The 21,053-nt window shown below is 74.2% G+C and carries 1 protein-coding gene; it reads left to right on the top strand.

The window, feature by feature from the left end:
* Window positions 1-15 precede the first annotated feature (15 nt).
* The coding region (locus tag ABD329_RS40915) for a type I polyketide synthase (RefSeq protein WP_344317741.1) at window positions 16-21,053 on the top strand (21,038 nt) is incomplete at its 3' end.

Below are 21,053 nucleotides of genomic sequence, written 5' to 3'. Positions count from 1 at the left end.
AGCACGGAGTACACGATGACAACCCCCAACGAAAAGCTCGTTGACGCGCTGCGGGCCTCGCTGAAGGAAACCGAGCGGCTGCGGAAACAGAACCAGCAGCTCACCGACGCCTCCCGGGAACCGATCGCGATCGTCGGCATGAGCTGCCGGTTCCCCGGCGGCGTCGGCAGCCCCGAGGAGCTGTGGCGGCTCGTGGCGGACGGCCAGGACGCCATCTCCGGCTTCCCCGACGACCGCGGCTGGGACATCGAGTCGCTGTACGACCCGGACCCGGAGCGCGAGGGCACGTTCTACGCCCGCGGGGGCGGATTCCTCTACGACGCCAGCCGGTTCGACCCGGCCTTCTTCGGGATCTCGCCGCGTGAGGCGCTGGCGATGGACCCGCAGCAGCGGTTGCTGCTGGAGACGTCGTGGGAGGCGTTCGAGCGGGCCGGGATCGACCCGGCGACGGTGCGGGGCTCGCGCACCGGTGTGTTCGTCGGCGCGTCCACGCAGGCGTACGGGGCGGGGGAGTACGACCTGCCGGAGGGCGTCGAGGGCCATCTGCTCACCGGCACCGCCTCCAGCGTCGCGTCGGGGCGGCTCTCCTACGCCTTCGGTCTCGAGGGCCCGGCGGCCACCATCGACACCGCCTGCTCCTCGTCCTCGGTCGCGCTGCACCTGGCGGTCCAGGCGCTGCGGCAGAGCGAGTGCTCGCTGGCGGTGGCGGCGGGCGCGACCGTGCTGTCCTCCCCGGATGTGTTCGTGGAGTTCAGCCGTCAGCGCGGACTCTCCGCAGACGGCCGCTGCAAGTCCTTCGCGGCCTCGGCGGATGGCACCGGCTGGTCCGAGGGCGTCGCCGTGCTGCTGGTCGAGCGGCTGTCGGACGCCCGCCGGAACGGCCACCCGGTGCTCGCGGTGGTGCGCGGCTCGGCGGTCAACCAGGACGGTGCGTCCAACGGTCTGACGGCGCCGAACGGCCCGTCGCAGCGGCGTGTCATCCGGCAGGCCCTGGAGAACGCCCGGCTCGCCCCCACCGACGTGGACGCGGTGGAGGCGCACGGCACGGGGACGACGCTGGGCGACCCGATCGAGGCCCAGGCGCTGCTGGCCACGTACGGCCAGGAGCGGCCCGAGGGGCGGCCGCTGTGGCTCGGCTCGCTGAAGTCGAACATCGGCCACACCCAGAACGTCGCCGGTATCGGTGGCGTCATCAAGATGGTGATGGCGATGCGGCACGGGGTGCTGCCGCGCACGCTGCACGTCGACGAGCCCACCCCGCATGTCGACTGGTCGGCGGGAGAGGTGTCCCTGCTGACCGAGGCGCGGCCGTGGCCCGAGACCGGTCAACCGCGCCGGGCGGGTGTGTCGTCGTTCGGCGTGAGCGGCACGAATGTGCACACGATCATCGAGCAGGCGCCGGAGGTGGCGGAGGTCGCGGAGTCGGCTGAGGCTCCCGCGGGTGCGGTGGCTCCGGGCGTGGTGCCGTGGGTGCTCTCGGGCCGGGGTGCGGCTGCGCTGCGGGCTCAGGCCGAGCGGTTGATCGCGCATGTGGAGGGGCGCGACGAGCTGCGGCCGCTGGATGTGGGGTTCTCGCTGGCGACCGGGCGGTCGGCCTTTGAGCGGCGTGCGGTGGTGATCGCTGAGGACCGGGACGGGCTGCTGGCCGGGCTGGGTGCGCTGGCTGACGGGCGCGGTGCGCCGGGTGTGGTCGAGGGCGCGGTGGCCGGTGGCAAGGTGGCGTTCCTGTTCACGGGGCAGGGGAGTCAGCGGCTGGGGATGGGGCGTGAGCTGTACGACGCCTATCCGGTGTTCGCGGAGGCGCTGGACGCGGTGTGTGCGGAGTTGGATCCGCATCTTGAGCGGCCGCTGAAGGACGTGCTGTTCGGGGGTGACGCCGAGGCGCTCGACCGGACCGGTTTCACTCAGCCCGCGCTGTTCGCGGTCGAGGTGGCGCTGTTCCGGCTGGTGTCGGAGGCGTGGGGGCTGCGGCCCGACTATCTGTCGGGGCATTCGATCGGTGAGCTGGCTGCCGCGCATGTGGCGGGTGTGCTGTCTTTGGCGGACGCGGCGAAGCTGGTGGCGGCGCGTGGCCGGTTGATGCAGGCGCTTCCGGCGGGTGGCGCGATGATCGCGGTGCAGGCGTCCGAGGACGAGGTGGCGCCGCTGCTCAATGAGCGCGTGTCGATCGCCGCGCTCAACGGGCCGTCGTCGGTGGTCATCGCGGGTGATGAGGACGCGGCCGTCGCCATCGCGGCTGGTTTTGAGGCGCGGGGTCGTAAGACCAAGCGGCTCACCGTCAGCCATGCGTTCCACTCGCCGCGCATGGACGGCATGTTGGACGCCTTCCGCGAGGTCGCGGAGGGTCTGACGTACGAGGCCCCGCGCATTCCGATCGTCTCCAACCTCACCGGTGGTGTGGTCTCCGCCGAGGAGATCACGACGGCTGACTTCTGGGTCCGCCACGTTCGCGAGGCCGTCCGCTTCCTGGACGGGGTGCGGACCCTGGAGGCGCAGAACGTCTCCACATTCATCGAGCTGGGCCCGGACGGCGTCCTGACTGCCATGGCCCAGGACTGCGTGACCGACTCCGCGTCGGACGCCGCGTTCATCTCGGCGCTGCGCAAGGACCGTCCCGAGGCGGAGGCGCTGACCACGGCCGTCGCCCGGGCCCATGTCCGTGGTGTGGTGCCGGACTGGGCAGCGTACTTCGCCGGTACCGGCGCCCAGCGTGTTGACCTGCCGACGTACGCCTTCCAGCGCGAGCGGTTCTGGCTGGAGCCGGGCGCCGCCTCGGTGGGTGATGTGGCCTCCGTGGGGCTGGAGTTGGCGGGGCATCCGCTGCTGGGCGCGGCGGTGCCGCTGGCGGAGTCCGATGGGCTGGTGTTCACGGGACGGCTGGGCCTCGACACCCATCCGTGGCTGGCCGAGCACACGGTCCGGGACGCGGTGGTGGTGCCGGGCCCGGCGTTCGTGGAACTCGCCGTCCGGGCCGGTGACCAGCTCGGCTGTGACCACCTCGACGAGCTGACCGCGCACACCCCGCTGGTGCTGCCCGTACGCGGTGGCGTCCGGCTCCAGGTCACGGTCGGCGCACCGGACGACGCCGGGCACCGCTCGTTCACCGTCTCCTCCCGCGCGGAGGACGCCGCCGCCGACACGGCGTGGGTGCGCAACGCGAGCGGTGTGCTCGCCTCCGGCGCCCCCGGCCCGTCGTTCGACCTCGCCGAGTGGCCGCCGAACGCCGCCGAGGCCATCGAGCCCGAGGCGCTCTACGCTCGGCTGGCCGAGGGCGGGCTGCGGTACGGTCCGGCGTTCCAGGGGCTCACGGCCGCCTGGCGGCGCGGGGACGAACTCTTCGCCGAGGTCCGGCTGGCCGACGACACCAAGCCCGGCGCCGATGAGTTCGCCATCCACCCGGCGCTGCTGGATGCCGCCCTGCACGTCCTTCACGGCCGCGACGGCGCCCAGCTGACCGATGGCTGGCAGGGCGTCTCCCTGTACGCGGAGGGCGCGTCCGCGCTGCGTGTACGGATCGCACCCGCCGGAGCCGACACGGTCTCCCTGGCGCTCGCCGATGCCACGGGCGAGCCGGTCGCCGCCGTGGACGGCCTGCGGTGTCGTCCGCTCCCGGACGACTTCGCCGGTGACGCGGACGTGGCGCGGCAGAGCCTGTTCCGGCTGGACTGGGTGGCCCCGCAGCCCGCCTCCGCCGGTCCGGACGCCGCCGCCCGCCGTATCGTCCTGGGCGAGGACCCGTTCGGGCTGGTCGCGGCCGGAGTGGCCGCCGACTCCGCCCCCGATCTGGCCGCGCTGGGCGCGTCCGTCGAGGTGGGCGACACCGCCGCTCCCGAACTGGTCCTCGCGTCCTTCGCGCCCATATCCGGCGCCGCGAACGAGGACGTGGCCGAGGCCGCGCACCGGGAGGCGCGGCGTGCGCTGGCCCTGGTGCAGGGCTGGCTGGCCGATGAGCGGTTCGCCGATGCGCGCCTGGTGCTCGTCACGCGGGGCGCGATGGCCGCCGACGACGGGGAGGACGTCACCGACCTGGCGCACGCGCCCCTGTGGGGTCTGGTGCGCTCCGCCGAGACCGAGAACCCGGGGCGTTTCGTCCTCGTGGACGTAGACGAGGCCGCTGGGGCGGCTGAAGCCGCCAGGGTCGCCACCGCCGAGGTGGCCTGGACGGCTGACGCCGTTGGGCCCGGCGAGGCGGCTGGCGTCGCCGGGTCCGGCGAGGCGGCTGGCGTCGCCGGGCCCGCCGGGGCGGCTGGGGCGGCTGAAGCCGCCAGGTCCGCCGGGTCCGCCGGGACGGCTGAAGCCGTCGGGTCCGCCGGGGCGGCTGAAGCTGCCGGGTCTGTCGGGGCGGCTGGTGTCGTCGGGTCCGTCGGGTCTGCCGGGGCGGCTGAAGCTGTCGGGCCTGCCGGGTCCGCTAGGACGGCTGGTGTCGTCGGGTCTGCCGGGGCGGCTGAAGCTGTCGGGCCTGCCGGGTCCGCTGGGGCGGCTGGTGTCGTCGGGTCCGTCGGGTCTGCCGGGGCGGCTGAAGCTGCCGGGTCCGCCGGATCCGCCGGGACGGCTGGCGTCGCCGAGGTCCCCGGCACCTTTGCCGACGTGCTTTCCGATGCCCTGGCCACCGGCGAGCCTGAGCTCGCCCTGCGCGCGGGCCGGGTCCTCGCGCCCCGGCTGACCCGCGCCTGGGCCCCGACCCTGGGCTCCGGTTCGACCCTGGGCTCGGGCTCGACTCCGGCCGTCGGTTCGGCCCTGGCCTCGGGCTGGGCCCCGGCCTCGGTCCCGGGCTCGGCCTCGGTCCCGGGCTCGGCCTCGGAGTCGGGCTCGGCCTCGACCTCGGCGTCAGCCCCGGCCCCGGCCTCGGGCTCGGCCTCGACCTCGGCGTCAGCCTCGGCCCTGGGCAACAACTACGCGTCCCCTGCCCCCGTGTTCGACGCCGACGGCACCGTCCTCATCACCGGTGGCACCGGCGCCCTCGGTCAGCTGCTCGCCCGCCACCTCGTGGCCGAGCACGGCGTACGCCACCTGCTGCTGACCAGTCGCCGTGGCGCGGACGCCGACGGCGCCGCCGAGCTGGCCGCCGAACTCCGCACGCGGGGCGCCGAGGTCACCCTCGCCGCCTGTGACGCCGCGGACCGCGACGCGCTCGCCGCGACCCTGGCCGCCGTCCCGGCCGAGCATCCGCTGACGGCCGTCGTGCACACCGCCGGTGTGCTGGACGACGGCACGGCCGCCGCCCTGACCCCCGAGCAGCTGGAGCGGGTGCTGCGTCCGAAGGTGGACGCGGCGTGGAATCTGCACGAGCTGACCCGTGACCTCGACCTGTCCGCGTTCGTGCTGTTCTCCGCCATCGCGGGCACACTGGGCGGCGCTGGACAGGCCAACTACGCCGCGGCCAACGTCTTCCTCGACGCCCTCGCCGCACACCGCCACGCGGCGGGCCTGCCCGCCACCTCGCTGGTGTGGGGCCTGTGGGCCCGGTCCGGCGGGATCACCGGCGGTCTGACCGACACCGATCTGCTGCGGCTGGCCCGCAGCGGCATGGGCGCCCTCAGCGACGACGAGGGCATGGCGCTCTTCGACGCCGCCCACCGCACCGGCCGGACCCTGCTGGTCCCGGCCCGCCTCGACCTCGCCGCGCTGCGCTCCGCCGCCGGGTCCGGCCCGGTCCCGGCGCTGCTGCGCGGGCTGATCCGGAGCACCGGCCGGCGTACCGCCGCGGGCGCGCTCGCCGCCGGTTCGTCCCTCGCGGACCGGCTGCGCGCGCTGTCCCCGAACGAGCGCCGCCGGACGCTGCTCGACCTCGTACGCGGCCATGTGGCCACGGCCCTCGGCCACGCCTCCGCCGACGCCATCGAGGCGCGCCGGGCCTTCAAGGAGCTGGGCTTCGACTCGCTCACCGCCGTCGAACTGCGCAACCGGCTCTCCGCCGCCACCGGGCTCAAGCTGCCCACCACGATCGTCTTCGACCACCCCAACCCCACCGTCCTCGCCGACCATCTGCGCGCCGAACTCCTCGGCCCGGACGAGAACGAGAACGAGAACGGGGCCGGGGCCGAAGTGGCGGATCCGGCGCTCGCCGCCACCGCCGCCTCCCTCGCCGACGACCCGATCGCCATCGTGGCGATGGGCTGCCGCTACCCCGGCGACGTCCGCTCGCCCGAGGACCTGTGGCAGCTCGTGGCCACGGGCTCGGACGCCATCACCGGATTCCCCGTCAACCGCAACTGGGAGAGCCAGTGGGCGGCGAACGGGGACGAGGCCGACGCGGGCCCGTCCGACTACGCCCGCGCCGGTGGCTTCCTGCACGACGCGGACCTCTTCGACGCCGCGTTCTTCGGCATCTCGCCGCGCGAGGCGCTGGCCATGGACCCGCAGCAGCGGTTGCTGCTGGAGACGTCCTGGGAGGTCTTCGAGCGCGCCGGGATCGACCCGGACTCGCTGCGCGGCCGCTCGGTCGGCGTGTTCGTGGGCGCGGCCTACAGCGGCTACGACGCGGGCCTGGAGCAGGCCGGTTCGGAGGTCGCGGGCCATGTGATGACGGGCAACGCGGGCAGCGTCATGTCCGGCCGCATCGCCTACGCCCTCGGTCTTGAGGGCCCGGCGGTCACCGTCGACACGGCCTGCTCGTCCTCGCTCGTGGCGCTGCACTGGGCCATCCAGGCGCTGCGCCAGGGCGAGTGCACGATGGCGCTCGCGGGCGGTGTCACCGTGATGACGACGCCCGGCCACTTCACCGAGTTCAGCCGCCAGGGCGGCCTCGCCGCCGACGGCCGCTGCAAGGCGTTCGCGTCGGGCGCGGACGGCACCGGCTGGGGCGAGGGCGTCGGCATGCTGCTCGTGGAGCGGCTGTCGGACGCGCGGCGCAACGGCCACCAGGTGCTGGCCGTGGTGCGCGGCTCGGCCGTCAACCAGGACGGTGCGAGCAATGGCCTCACCGCGCCGAACGGCCCCTCCCAGCAGCGCGTCATCCGCAAGGCGCTGACCAGCGCCGGGCTGACCAGCGGCGATGTGGACGTGGTCGAGGCACACGGCACGGGTACGACGCTGGGCGACCCCATCGAGGCGCAGGCGCTGCTGGCCACGTACGGCCAGGAGCGGGCCGAGGGGCGGCCGCTGTGGCTGGGCTCCATCAAGTCCAACATCGGCCACGCCCAGGCGGCGGCCGGTGTCGCCGGAATCATCAAGATGGTGATGGCGATGCGGCACGGTGTGCTGCCGCGGACGCTGCACGTGGACGAGCCGTCGCCGCACGTCGACTGGACGGCCGGTGACGTCGTGCTGCTGACGGAGCGGATGGAGTGGCCGGAGACCGGCCGCGCGCGCCGCGCCGCGGTGTCCTCGTTCGGCATCAGCGGCACCAACGCGCACACCATCATCGAACAGGCCCCGGCCATCGCCCCGGCCATCGCCGCCGAACCGGTGGCGGACGCCGAGCGGGACGGCTCCGGTGTGCTGCCGTACGCGCTCTCCGCCAAGGGCACCGACGCCCTGCGTGCCCAGGCCGAGCGGCTGTACGCCCATCTGACCGCCCGGCCCGACCTCGCACCGGCCGATGTGGCCCACACGCTGGCCACCGGCCGCGCCGCGCTGGACGCACGCGCGGTGCTGGTCGCGGACGGCAGGGACGACCTGCTGGCCGGTCTCGACGCGCTGGCGCGGGGGGAGTCCGCGCCGGGGCTGGTCGAGGGCGCGGTCGCCGAGGGCGAGACGGCGTTCCTGTTCACGGGGCAGGGCAGCCAGCGGCTCGGGATGGGCCGCGAGCTGTACGACGCCCATCCGGTGTTCGCGGAGGCGCTGGACGCGGTCTGCGACGAGCTGGACGCGCACCTTGAACGGCCGCTGAAGACGGTGCTGTTCGGGGAGGACGCGGAGGCGCTGGATCAGACGGGGTTCACCCAGCCCGCGCTGTTCGCGGTCGAGGTGGCGCTGTTCCGGCTGGTCGAGGCGTGGGGCCTGACGCCGGACTATCTGTCGGGTCACTCGATCGGTGAGCTGGCCGCCGCGCATGTGGCGGGTGTGCTCTCGCTCGCGGATGCCGCGAAGTTGGTGGCGGCGCGTGGGCGGCTGATGCAGGAGCTGCCTACCGGTGGCGCGATGATCGCCATCCAGGCGTCCGAGGACGAGGTGCTGCCGCTGCTCAACGAACGGGTCAGCGTCGCCGCGCTCAACGGCCCGTCGTCGGTGGTCATCGCGGGCGACGAGGACGCGGCCGTCGCGATCGCGTCCGGCTTCGAGGCGCGGGGCCGGAAGACCAAGCGGCTCACGGTCAGCCATGCGTTCCATTCGCCGCGTATGGACGGCATGTTGGACGCCTTCCGCGAGGTCGCGGAGGGGCTGTCGTACGAGGCCCCCCGCATTCCGATCGTCTCCAACCTCACCGGCACCGTGGTCTCCGCCGAGGAGATCACGACCCCCGACTTCTGGGTGCGCCATGTCCGCGAGGCCGTCCGCTTCCTCGATGGCATCCGGACCCTCGAGGCCCAGGGCGTCACCACCTTCGTCGAGCTGGGCCCGGACGGCGTCCTCACCGCCATGGCCCAGGAGTGCGTCACCGACGCCGACGCGGCCGGTTTCGTCTCCGCGCTGCGCAAGGACCGCCCGGAGGCCGAGGCGCTGACCACGGCCGTCGCCCGCGCGTATGTGCGCGGCGTGGCACCGGACTGGGCGGCGTACTTCGCCGGGACCCGCGCGAACCGCGTGGACCTGCCGACGTACGCCTTCCAGCACCGCCGCTACTGGCCCGAGGAGCCGGTGGCGGGCCTGGCCGCCGCCGCGGGTGTCGACGGCTGGCGGTACCAGGTGGCGTGGAAGCCGCTGTCGCTGGGCTCCGCGGCCCGGCTGTCCGGGGTGTGGCTCGTCGTCGCCCCCGCCGAGGACGCCACCTCCGGCGCGTGGGCGGACGGTGTGGTCCGTACGCTGACCGAGCGGGGCGCCGAAGCACGGCGGCTCGACCTGGCCGACGACGGTGCCGACGAGGACCGCGCGTCCATCGCCGAGCGACTCCGCGTCGCGGCCGACGGCGGCGCCGTGGCCGGTGTGCTCTCGCTGCTGGCCACCGGGGACGCCGACGCCCTGCTGCCCACGGCCGCCCTCGTGCAGGCCATGGGTGACGCCGCGATCGACGCGCCGCTGTGGTGTGCCACCCGGGGCGCGGTCTCGACCGGGCGTCAGGGCGAGCCGGTGGATCCGGCCCGCGCCCAGGTCTGGGGCCTGGGCCGGGTGGCGGCCCTGGAGCTGCCCGACCGCTGGGGCGGTCTGATCGACCTGCCCGAGACGATGACCGACCGGGTGCTGTCGCGGCTCGCGGTGGTGCTCGCCGGGGCCGGGGACGAGGACCAGATCGCGGTCCGCGCCTCCGGGGTGTTCGGCCGCCGGCTGGCGCGGGCGACCGCACGGCAGACGGCGGAGTCCGAGGGCTGGAGCGCCCACGGCACGGTGCTGGTGACGGGCGGTACGGGCGCGCTGGGCGGCCAGGTGGCCCGCTGGCTGATCGACAAGGGCGCCGAACACGTGGTGCTCACCAGCCGCCGTGGCCTCGACGCCCCCGGCGCCGCCGAGCTGCGCGACGAACTCGCCGCGTCCGGCGCCCGGATCACCGTCGCCGCGTGCGATGTGGCCGACCGGGAGGCCCTGGCCGGGCTGCTGGCCGGCCTCCCCACCGAGCTCCCGCTGACGGCCGTGGTGCACGCGGCCGGGGTGCTGGACGACGGCGTGCTGGAGTCGCTGACCCCCGAGCGCTTCGCCACCGTCCTGCGCGCGAAGGCCGACGCCGCGCTCGCGCTGGACGAGCTGACGCGCGATCTCGACCTGTCCGCGTTCGTGCTGTTCTCCTCGACGAGCGGCACCGTGGGCGCCGCGGGCCAGGCCAACTACGCCGCCGCGAACGCCTTCCTGGACGCGCTCGCCGAGCGGCGGCGCGCCGAGGGCCTGCCCGCCACCTCGATCGCCTGGGGCCCGTGGGCCGCGGGCGGCATGGCCGCCGACGAGGCGCTGGAGCAGCGCATGCGCCGCGCCGGGATGCCGCCGATGGACGCCGATCTCGCGATCGACGCCCTCCAGCGCGCCCTCGACCTGGGCGACGCGGCCGTGACGGTGGCGGACGTCGACTGGGACCGGTTCGCGCCGGGCTTCACCGCGGGCCGTCCCAGCCCCCTGCTGGCCGACCTGCCCGAGGTGCGCCGGGCCGCCGTCACCGCGACCGGCGACGCCGCGCCCGCCGAGACGGCCTCCGCGCTCGCGCGGCGGCTCCTCGGCCTGCCCGAGGCGGAGCGCCACCGGGCGCTGCTGGATCTCGTACGGACCCATGTCGCGGAGGTCCTCGGCCACGCCGATGCGTCCGACATCAGCGCCGAACGGGCCTTCCGCGAGATCGGCTTCGACTCCCTCACCGCGGTCGAACTGCGCAACGGCCTCAACGCCGCCACCGATCTGCGGCTGCCCGCCACCCTCGTCTACGACTACCCGACGCCGCTCGCCCTCGCCGACCACCTCTTCGCCGAACTGCTCGGCGGGCAGGTCACGGCCACGGGTGGCGCCTCGCTGGTGGCTGGCGGCATGGCGGCCGATGACGATCCGATCGCGATCGTCGCGATGAGCTGCCGCTTCCCGGGTGGTGTCCGCACCCCCGAGGAGCTGTGGCGGTTGCTGGTGTCCGGCACGGACGTCATCTCGGACATGCCCGCCGACCGCGGCTGGGACCTCCACACGCTCTACAACCCGGACCCGGACGTCGAGGGCACCTCCTACGTCCGCGAGGGCGGCTTCCTGCGGGACGCGGCCGACTTCGACCCGGCGTTCTTCGGAATCTCGCCGCGCGAGGCGCTGGCCATGGATCCGCAGCAGCGGCTGCTGCTGGAGACGTCGTGGGAGGCGTTCGAGCGCGCCGGAATCGACCCGGCGACGCTGCGCGGGTCCACCGCCGGTGTCTTCGTCGGCACCAACGGCCAGGACTACCTGTCCCTGCTGCTGGGCGACTCGCAGGGCCTCGAAGGCCACATGGGCACGGGCAACGCGGCCAGCGTGATCTCGGGCCGGCTCGCCTACACCTTCGGGCTCGAGGGCCCGGCGGTCACCATCGACACGGCGTGTTCGTCGTCGCTGGTCGCCCTCCACTCGGCGATCCAGGCGCTGCGCGGCGGCGAGTGCTCGATCGCGCTCGCGGGCGGTGTGACCGTGATGTCCACGCCCGGTGTGTTCGTGGACTTCAGCCGTCAGCGCGGACTCGCGGAGGACGGCCGGATCAAGGCGTTCGCGGCCGGTGCGGACGGCACCGGCTGGGGCGAGGGCGTCGGCATGCTGCTCGTGGAGCGGCTGTCGGACGCGCGGCGCAACGGCCACCCGGTGCTCGCGCTCGTGCGCGGCACGGCCGTCAACCAGGACGGTGCGAGCAACGGCCTGACGGCGCCGAATGGCCCGTCGCAGCAGCGGGTGATCCGGCAGGCGCTGGCGGGTGCGGGTTTGTCGGCGTCCGAGGTGGACGCGGTCGAGGCCCACGGCACGGGCACCCGGCTGGGCGACCCGATCGAGGCGCAGGCGCTGCTCGCCACGTACGGCCAGGACCGGGCGGAGGGGCAGCCGCTGCTGCTCGGCTCCATCAAGTCCAACATCGGCCATACGCAGGCCGCGGCCGGTGTCGCCGGTGTGATGAAGATGGTCCTCGCCATGCGGCACGGGGTGCTGCCACGCACCCTGCACGTGGACGAGCCCACCCCGCATGTGGACTGGTCGGCGGGCGACATCAGCCTGCTGACGGAGGCCCGGGAGTGGCCGGAGACGGGCCGTCCGCGGCGTGCGGGCATCTCGTCGTTCGGCTTCAGCGGCACCAACGCCCACGCCGTGCTGGAAGAGGCCCCGGAGGCTGACGCGGCTGAGGCCGTCGCGGACGCCGATGAGGGCCCGGCGGCCCTGCCGGTGTTGCTTTCGGCCCGTACGGAAGACGGGCTGCGCGCCCAGGCCGAGCAGCTGCACGGCCACCTGACCGCGCGGACCGGGCTCCGCACGGCCGACCTCGGCTACGCGCTCGCCGTGGGCCGCTCGGCCTTCGAGGAGCGCGCGGCGCTGGTCGCCGAGGACCGGGACGGGCTGCTGTCCGCTCTGGAGGCGCTCGCCGAGGGCCGTACGGCGGCCGGGCTCGTGCGGGGCTCGGTGGCCGGTGGCCGGGTGGCGTTCCTCTTCACGGGACAGGGGAGCCAGCGGCTGGGCATGGGGCGTGAGCTGTACGACGCGTACCCGGTGTTCGCGGAGGCGCTGGACGCGGTGTGCGATGAGTTGGACCAGCATCTCGAACGGCCCTTGAAGACGGTGCTGTTCGGGGACGATGCCGAGGCGCTGGATCGGACGGGGTTCACTCAGCCCGCGTTGTTCGCGGTTGAGGTGGCGTTGTTCCGGTTGGTTTCGGATGCGTGGGGGTTGCGGCCCGATTTCCTCTCCGGGCATTCGATCGGTGAGCTGGCCGCCGCGCATGTGGCGGGTGTGTTGTCGCTGGCGGATGCGGCGACGTTGGTGGCGGCGCGTGGCCGGTTGATGCAGGCGCTTCCGGCGGGTGGCGCGATGATCGCGGTGCAGGCGTCGGAGGACGAGGTGGCGCCGCTGCTGACCGAGCGGGTGTCGATTGCCGCGCTCAATGGGCCGTCGTCGGTGGTCATCGCGGGTGATGAGGACGCGGCTGTCGCGATCGCGGCTGGTTTTGAGGCGCGGGGTCGTAAGACCAAGCGGCTCACGGTGAGCCATGCGTTCCATTCGCCGCGTATGGACGGCATGTTGGGGGCGTTCCGCGAGGTCGCGGAGGGCCTGTCGTACGAGGCTCCGAAGATTCCGATCGTGTCGAATCTGACCGGTGGCGTGGTGTCCGCCGAGGAGATCACGACGGCCGACTTCTGGGTGCGGCACGTCCGTGAGGCCGTGCGCTTCCTGGATGGCGTCCGCACTCTCGAAGCGCGCGATGTCACCACGTTCATCGAGCTTGGTCCGGATGGGGTCCTGACCGCGATGGCGCAGGAGTGTGTGACCGATGCCGACGCGGCCGGTTTCGTCTCCGCGCTGCGCAAGGACCGTTCCGAGGCGGAGGCGCTGACCACGGCCGTCGCCCGGGCGCACGTCCGTGGCGTGGCGGTGGACTGGGCCGCCCTCTACGCCGGGACCGGCGCCACCCGACTGGCGCCGGACGAGCTGGCCGAGCTGCCCACGTACGCGTTCCAGCGGCAGCGCTACTGGCCCAAGGTCTCTTCGCTGTTCCTCGGCGACGTGGCCGCGGTCGGACTCGGCCAGGCCGAGCACCCGCTGCTCGGTGCCAGCGCCGAATTGCCCAGCGCGGACGGGATGTTGTTCACCGGGCGGCTGGCGCTTTCCACGCATCCGTGGCTGGCCGATCACACGATCATGGACACCGTGCTGCTGCCCGGCACCGCGTTCGTGGAGCTCGCCGTCCGGGCCGGTGACCAGGTCGGCTGCGAGGTGCTGGAGGAACTGACCCTCGAAGCGCCGCTGGTCCTGTCCGAGGACGGCGGGGTCCAGCTGCGGCTGTGGGTCGGCGCGGCCGATGAGACCGGCCGCCGCCCGCTGGAACTGCACTCCCGGGCCGAGCACCTGTCGGCCGAGGAGCCGTGGACCCGGCACGCGTCCGGTGTGCTGGCGTCCGGCGGTGCGCCGGAGGCGTCGTTCGAGCTGACCGCGTGGCCTCCGGCGGACGCCGCCGAGGTCGAGGTCGGCGACCGTTACGCCGAGCTGCGGGACGTCGGTTTCGCGTACGGGCCCGCGTTCCAGGGGCTTCGTAAGGCGTGGCGGCGCGGTGGCGAGGTGTTCGCGGAGGTGGCGCTGGACGAGGAGACGGCCGAGGAGGCCGCCGCGTTCGGGCTGCACCCGGCGCTGTTGGACGCCGCGCTGCACGCGCTCGGCCTGGCCGGGCTCGGCGGCACCGAGACCGAGGGGCGGCTGCCGTTCGCCTGGACCGGGGTGTCGCTGTACGCGAGCGGCGCGGCCACGCTGCGGGTGCGGATGGCCGCCGTGGGCGGCGACGGGGTCCGGCTGGAGATCGCGGACGCCACCGGCGCACCGGTCGCGGCCGTGGACTCGCTGGTGCTGCGCCCGGTCTCGGCCGAGCGGTTGGAGAGCGCGCGCACGGCCTACCACGAGTCGCTGTACCGCGTGGAGTGGACGACGACGCCCGCGCCTGTGGACTCGGCCGACGGCCGCTGGGCGGTGCTGGGCACGGACGCGTTCGGATTGGGTGCCACGGCATACGCGGACCTCGCGGAACTGGCCGAGGCCGTCGATTCCGGAACGGCACTGCCGGACCAGGTGGTGGTGAATCTGACGCATCAAGCCCGTCCGGCGATTGAGGACACGCCCGAAGGGCGTCCGCACCCGCACGCGGACGGCGCGGCACTCGAAGGCCCCGGAGCGGCATCTCCAGCCCGTCCGGCGATTGAGGACCGGGGTCCAGGGGCGGAGCCCACGGTTACGGGGAGGGGCGGGGTGGGGGAGAACCCCACCCAAGCCGCACACGACGCCACCACCCAAGCCCTCCACCTCCTCCAGACCTGGCTGACCGACGACCGCTTCGCGAACTCACGCCTGGTCCTGCTCACCTCCGCCTCCGTGGCCACCAAGACCGCTGAGCCGGTGACGGACCTCGCAGGGGCCGCCGTACGCGGTCTGGTGCGTTCCGCGCAGGCCGAGAACCCGGACAGGCTCGTCCTGATCGATCTCGACGCCCACGAGGACTCCCGGGCCGCGCTGCCCGCCGTGCTCGCGAGCGGCGAGGCCGAGGTCGCGGTCCGGGAGGGCGTCCTGAAGACGCCACGCCTGGCCCGCGCCGCATCGTCGGCCGACAGCCCGGCCCCGGAGTGGAACCCGGACGGCACGGTGCTGGTCACCGGCGCGTCCGGTTCGCTGGGCGGCCTGCTCGCCCGCCACTTGGTGGCCGAGCGTGGCGTACGGCAGCTGCTGCTGGTCAGCCGCCGTGGCGACCAGGCACCGGGCGCGGCCGAACTCAGCACTGAACTGGCCGAGTTGGGCGCGAGCGTGCGCTGGGCGGCGTGTGATGTGGCCGACCGTGACGCGCTCGCCGAAACCCTCGCCACCATCCCCGCCGAGCACCCGCTGACCGCCATCGTCCACACGGCGGGCGTACTGGACGACGGCGTGATCGGCTCGCTGACACCGGAACGACTGACCAAGGTGCTGCGCCCGAAGACGGACGCGGCCTGGAACCTGCACGAGCTGACCCAGGACGCGGACCTGTCCGCATTCATCCTGTTCAGCTCAGCCGCAGGCGTCTTCGGCGGCCCGGGTCAGGGAAACTACGCCGCAGCCAACGCCTACCTGGATGCGCTCGCCCAGCACCGCGCCGCCCAGGGCCTGCCGGCCACCGCGCTGGCGTGGGGCCTGTGGGCCGGTGGCGGCATGGGCGACACCCTGGATGAGGCCGACATCACCCGGATGCGGCGGGCCGGAGTGCCCCCGCTGCCGGTGGCGGAGGGGCTGCGGCTCTTCGACGCCGCGCTGACCGTCGACGAGGCGTCGCTGGTGCCGATGCGCCTGGACCTCGCGGCGCTGCGCAACCAGCCCGCCATCTCGCCGCTGCTGCGCGGCCTGGTGCGGGGCCCGGCGCGGCGCGCGGTGGACGCGGTCGCGGCGGGCGGCGACTCCGGCCTGGCCGGGCGGCTGGCCGGGCTGAGCACGGCGGAGCAGGAGCGGCTGCTGCTGGACCTGGTCCGGGCACAGGTGGCCACCGTGCTCGGCTACGCGGGCGCGGAGACCATCGGCTCCGGGCGGGCGTTCAAGGACCTGGGCTTCGACTCGCTGACGGCGGTCGAGCTGCGCAACCAGCTCAACTCGGTCACCGGGCTGCGGCTGCCCGCCACGCTGATCTTCGACTACCCGGACCCGCAGGTCCTGGCCCGCCAGCTGCGGACCGAGCTGGTGGGCGAGGAGTCGGCGGAGGTGCACACGCCGGTCCCGGTGGCGGCCGTCACCGAGGACGAGCCGATCGCCATCGTCGGTATGAGCTGCCGCTACCCGGGCGGGGTCACCACGCCCGAGGAGCTGTGGCAGCTCGTCATCGGCGCCACCGACGCCATCTCCGACTTCCCCGTCGACCGTGGCTGGGACCTCGACGCGCTCTACAGCGACGACCCCGACCAGGTGGGCACCAGCTACACCCGCGAGGGCGGCTTCCTGCACGACGCGGCCGACTTCGACCCGGACTTCTTCGGGATCAACCCGCGCGAGGCCATGGCGATGGACCCGCAGCAGCGGCTGCTGCTGGAGACGTCGTGGGAGGCGTTCGAGCGGGCCGGGATCGACCCGGCGGCGGTACGCGGCAGCAAGACCGGTGTCTTCGCGGGCGTCATGTACCACGACTATCTGACCCGGCTCACCGCCGTACCCGAGGGGCTCGAGGGCTACCTCGGCACCGGCGGCGCGGGCAGCATCGCCTCGGGCCGGGTGGCGTACACCTTCGGTCTGGAGGGCCCGGCGGTCACCATCGACACGGCGTGTTCGTCGTCGTTGGTGGCGCTGCACCTGGCCGCGCAGGCGCTGCGCAACGGCGAGTGCTCGCTGGCGCTGGCCGGTGGTGTGACCGTGATGGCCACCCCGGACACGTTCATCGACTTCAGCCGCCAGCAGGGGTTGTCCACCGACGGCCGCTGCAAGTCCTTCGCCGCCTCGGCGGACGGCACCGGCTGGGCCGAGGGGGCGGGCATGCTGCTCGTCGAGCGGCTGTCGGACGCGCGGCGCAACGGCCACCGCGTGCTGGCGGTCGTGCGCGGCTCCGCCATCAACCAGGACGGCGCGTCCAACGGTCTGACGGCGCCCAACGGCCCGTCCCAGCAGCGCGTCATCCGCGACGCGCTCACCAGCGCCCGGCTCACCACCGCCGATGTCGATGTGGTGGAGGCGCATGGCACGGGTACGACGCTGGGCGACCCGATCGAGGCACAGGCCCTGCTCGCCACCTACGGCCGCAACCGGCCGGAGGGGCAGCCGCTGTGGCTCGGCTCGCTGAAGTCCAACATCGGCCACACCCAGGCCGCCGCCGGTGTCGCGGGCATCATCAAGATGATCATGGCGATGCGCCACGGGGTGCTTCCGCAGACCCTCCACATCGACGAGCCCACCCCGCATGTGGACTGGTCGGCGGGCGACTTGGAGCTGCTGACCGAGGCCCGGCCGTGGCCGGAGCTCGACCGGCCGCGCCGGGCGGCCATCTCCTCGTTCGGTGTGAGCGGTACGAACGCCCACACGATCATCGAGCAGCCCCCGGCCCTCGCTCCCGAGGAGACCCCCGCGACCGGCCGTCCGGTGGCGGAGCTGCCGACGGTGCCGTGGGCCCTCTCGGGCAAGTCCGAGGCCGCCCTGCGCGGCCAGGCCGAACGGCTCCTCGCCCACCTCGCCATCCACCCCGAGCTGGACACCACGGACGTCGGCCACTCGCTGGCCACGGGCCGGGCGGCGCTCGAGCGGCGCGCGGTGGTCATCGGCGAGGACCGCGCCGGGCTGCTGTCCGGCCTGGAGGCGCTCGCGCGCGGCGAGTCGGCGGCCGGGCTGATCCAGGGAACGGTGGCCGAGGGCGGCAAGGTGGCCTTCCTGTTCACCGGGCAGGGGAGCCAGCGGCTGGGGATGGGGCGTGAGCTGTACGACGCCTATCCGGTGTTCGCGGAGGCGCTGGACGCGGTGTGCGACGAGCTGGACCAGCATCTCGAACGGCCCTTGAAGACGGTGCTGTTCGGGGACGATGCCGAGGCGCTGGATCGGACGGGGTTCACTCAGCCCGCGTTGTTCGCGGTTGAGGTGGCGTTGTTCCGGCTGGTCTCGGAGGCGTGGGGGCTGCGGCCCGATGTCCTCTCCGGGCACTCGATCGGTGAGCTGGCCGCCGCGCATGTGGCGGGTGTGCTCTCGCTGGCGGACGCCGCGAAGCTGGTGGCGGCGCGTGGCCGGTTGATGCAGGAGCTTCCGGCGGGTGGCGCGATGGTCGCGGTCCAGGCGTCCGAGGACGAGGTGGCGCCGCTGCTCACCGAGCGGGTGTCGATCGCCGCGCTCAACGGGCCGACCTCGGTGGTCATCGCCGGGGACGAGGACGCGGCACTCGAGATCGCTGACGGCTTCGAGGCCCAGGGTCGTAAGACCAAGCGGCTCACCGTGAGCCACGCCTTCCACTCGCCGCGTATGGACGGCATGTTGGAGGCGTTCCGCGAGGTCGCGCAGGGGCTGTCGTACGAGGCTCCGCGCATCCCGATCGTCTCCAACCTCACCGGCGCGGTCGTCTCCGCCGAGGAGATCACGACCCCCGACTTCTGGGTGCGCCACGTCCGCGAGGCCGTCCGCTTCCTCGACGGCGTACGGACGATGGAGGCCCAGGGCGTCACCACCTACGTCGAGTTGGGCCCCGACGGTGTGCTGACCGCCATGGCCCAGGAGTGCGTGTCCGGCGATGCCGCCGCCTTCGTCTCGGCGCTCCGCAAGGGGCGTACCGAGCCGGTGGCACTGACGGCGGCGCTCGCCGCGCTGCACACCCGGGGGCTCCCCCTCGACTGGGCCGCGTTCTTCGCCGGTACGGGAGCCCGCACCGTCGAACTGCCGACCTACGCCTTCCAGCGGCAGCGCTTCTGGGTCGAGAACCCGGAGGAGGTCCGCGAGGCCGTCGCGGCCATGGATTCCGTGGACGCGCGGTTCTGGGAGGCCGTCGAACGCGAGGACTTGGAGGCCCTGGCCGGGACGCTCCAGTCCGAGGACGCGGACGCCGACGCCGCCGCGCTCTCCTCGCTGGGCGCCGTCCTGCCGATGCTGTCCTCGTGGCGGCGCCGCCAGGGCGAGCGGTCCACCGTGGACGCCTGGCGCTACCAGGTGACCTGGAAGCCGGTGACCGCCCGCGCCGAGGGTGCGCTGACCGGCCGCTGGCTGGTCGTCGCCCCGATCGACGCGGCGGACGGCGGGGCGGACGGCGCACTGGCCGAGGGTGTCGTACGGACGCTGTCCGCACGCGGTGCCGAGGTGCGGACGGTCGAGCTGACCGCCGAGGACCGTACGGGCATGGCCGAACTGCTGCGCGGGGCGATCGCCGACGGGCCGGTGGCCGGTGTGTTCGCGCTGCCGTCCCACGCGGACGGCGCCGACGGGCTGCTCCGCACCGCCGCCCTCGCACAGGCGCTGGGCGACCTGGCCGTGGACGCGCCGCTGTGGGTCGCCACGCGCGGCGCGGTCTCGACCGGCCGGGCGGACGGTCCGGTGGACCCGTGGCAGGCGCGGGTCTGGGGCCTGGGCCGGGTCGCGGCCCTGGAACTGGCCGAGCGGTGGGGCGGTTTGGTCGATCTGCCGGAGACGGTGGACGACCGTGCGCTGTCCCGGCTCGCGGGCGTGCTGGCCGGTGGCGAGGGCGAGGACCAGGTGGCGGTGCGCGCCTCCGGTGTCTTCGGCCGCCGGCTGACCCGGGCCGCCGAGACCGCTGCCAACACCGCCAAGACCGCCAACGCTGCCAAGACCGCCAACGCTGCCGACACCGCCAAGGCCGGGCGTGGCCGCGACTGGCGGCCGGGCGCGGGCTCGGTGCTGGTGACCGGCGGTACGGGCGCGCTGGGCGCGCATGTGGCCCGCTGGCTGATCGACAAGGGCGCCGAACACGTGGTGCTCACCAGCCGCCGTGGCCTCGACGCCCCCGGCGCGGCCGAGCTGCGGGACGAACTCACCGCCACGGGGGCCCGGGTCACCGTCGCGGCCTGCGATGCCGCCGACCGCGAGGCGCTGGCCGCGCTGGTGGCCGGGCTCCCGGCCGAACTGCCGCTGACGGCGGTGGTGCACGCGGCCGGGGTGCTGGACGACGGCGTCCTGGAGTCGCTGACCCCCGAGCGCTTCGCCACCGTCCTGCGCGCCAAGGCCGACGCCGCGGCCAACCTCCACGAGCTGACGCGGGACCTGGACCTGACGGCCTTCGTCCTGTTCTCCTCGTTCGCGGGCTCGATCGGCGCCGCAGGGCAGGCCAACTACGCCGCCGCCAACGCCTTCCTGGACGCGCTCGCCGAGCGCCGCCGGGCCGAGGGCTTGCCCGCCACCTCGGTGGCCTGGGGCCCGTGGGCCGAGGGCGGGATGGCCGCGGACGACGCGCTGGAGCAGCGCATGCGCCGCGCGGGTGTGCCGCCGATGGCGGCGGACCTGGCCATCGCCGCGCTACAGCGGGCCCTGGACCTGGACGAGACCGCGGTGACGGTCGCGGACATCGACTGGGAGCGGCTGGCCCCCGGCTTCACCGCCTCCCGGCCGAGCCCGCTGCTGCGGGAACTGCCCGAGGTGCGTACGGCGCTGGAGGCCGAGGGCGGGCGTACGGCCCGTACGGCCGGTGGCGGCGCGGACGAGTCCTCGCTTGCCCAGCGGCTCGCGGGGGTCCCGGCGGCGGAGCGCGAGCGGATGCTGCTGGACCTGGTGCGCTCGGCCGTGGCCGATGTGCTGGGCCACTCCGACGCGGAGGCCGTCGAGGCGGACCGGGCCTTCCGGGACCTGGGCTTCGACTCGCTGACGGCGGTGGAGCTGCGCAACCGGCTGAACACCGTCACCGGGCTGAAGCTGCCGCCCACCCTGGTCTACGACTACCCGTCGTCCTCGGCGCTCGCCGCCCACCTCCGTACGGAGATCCTGGGCGACGAGAGCGCGGCCGACACGGTGGCCGGTGTGCCGTCCACGGCGGTGGCCGTCGCCGACGATCCGATCGCGATCGTCGGCATGAGCTGCCGCTTCCCCGGTGGGGTGCGGTCGCCGGAGGAGCTGTGGCGGCTCCTGGTCTCGGGGCAGGACGCGGTGACGGGTTTCCCCGCGGACCGCGGCTGGGACCTGGAGGCGCTGTACGACCCGGACTCGGCCACCGAACACACCAGCTACGTCCGCGAGGGCGGATTCCTGGCGGACGCCGGGGACTTCGACGCGGCGTTCTTCGGGATCTCGCCGCGTGAGGCGCTGGCGATGGATCCGCAGCAGCGATTGCTGCTGGAGACGTCGTGGGAGGCGTTCGAGCGGGCCGGGATCGATCCGACCACGCTGCGCGGCCAGCAGGTCGGCGTGTTCGCGGGTACCAACGG

The organism is Streptomyces javensis, from assembly GCF_039525925.1.
GTDB classification, from domain to species: Bacteria; Actinomycetota; Actinomycetes; order Streptomycetales; family Streptomycetaceae; genus Streptomyces; species Streptomyces asiaticus.
This window is presented reverse-complemented; position numbering and strand designations above follow the sequence as displayed.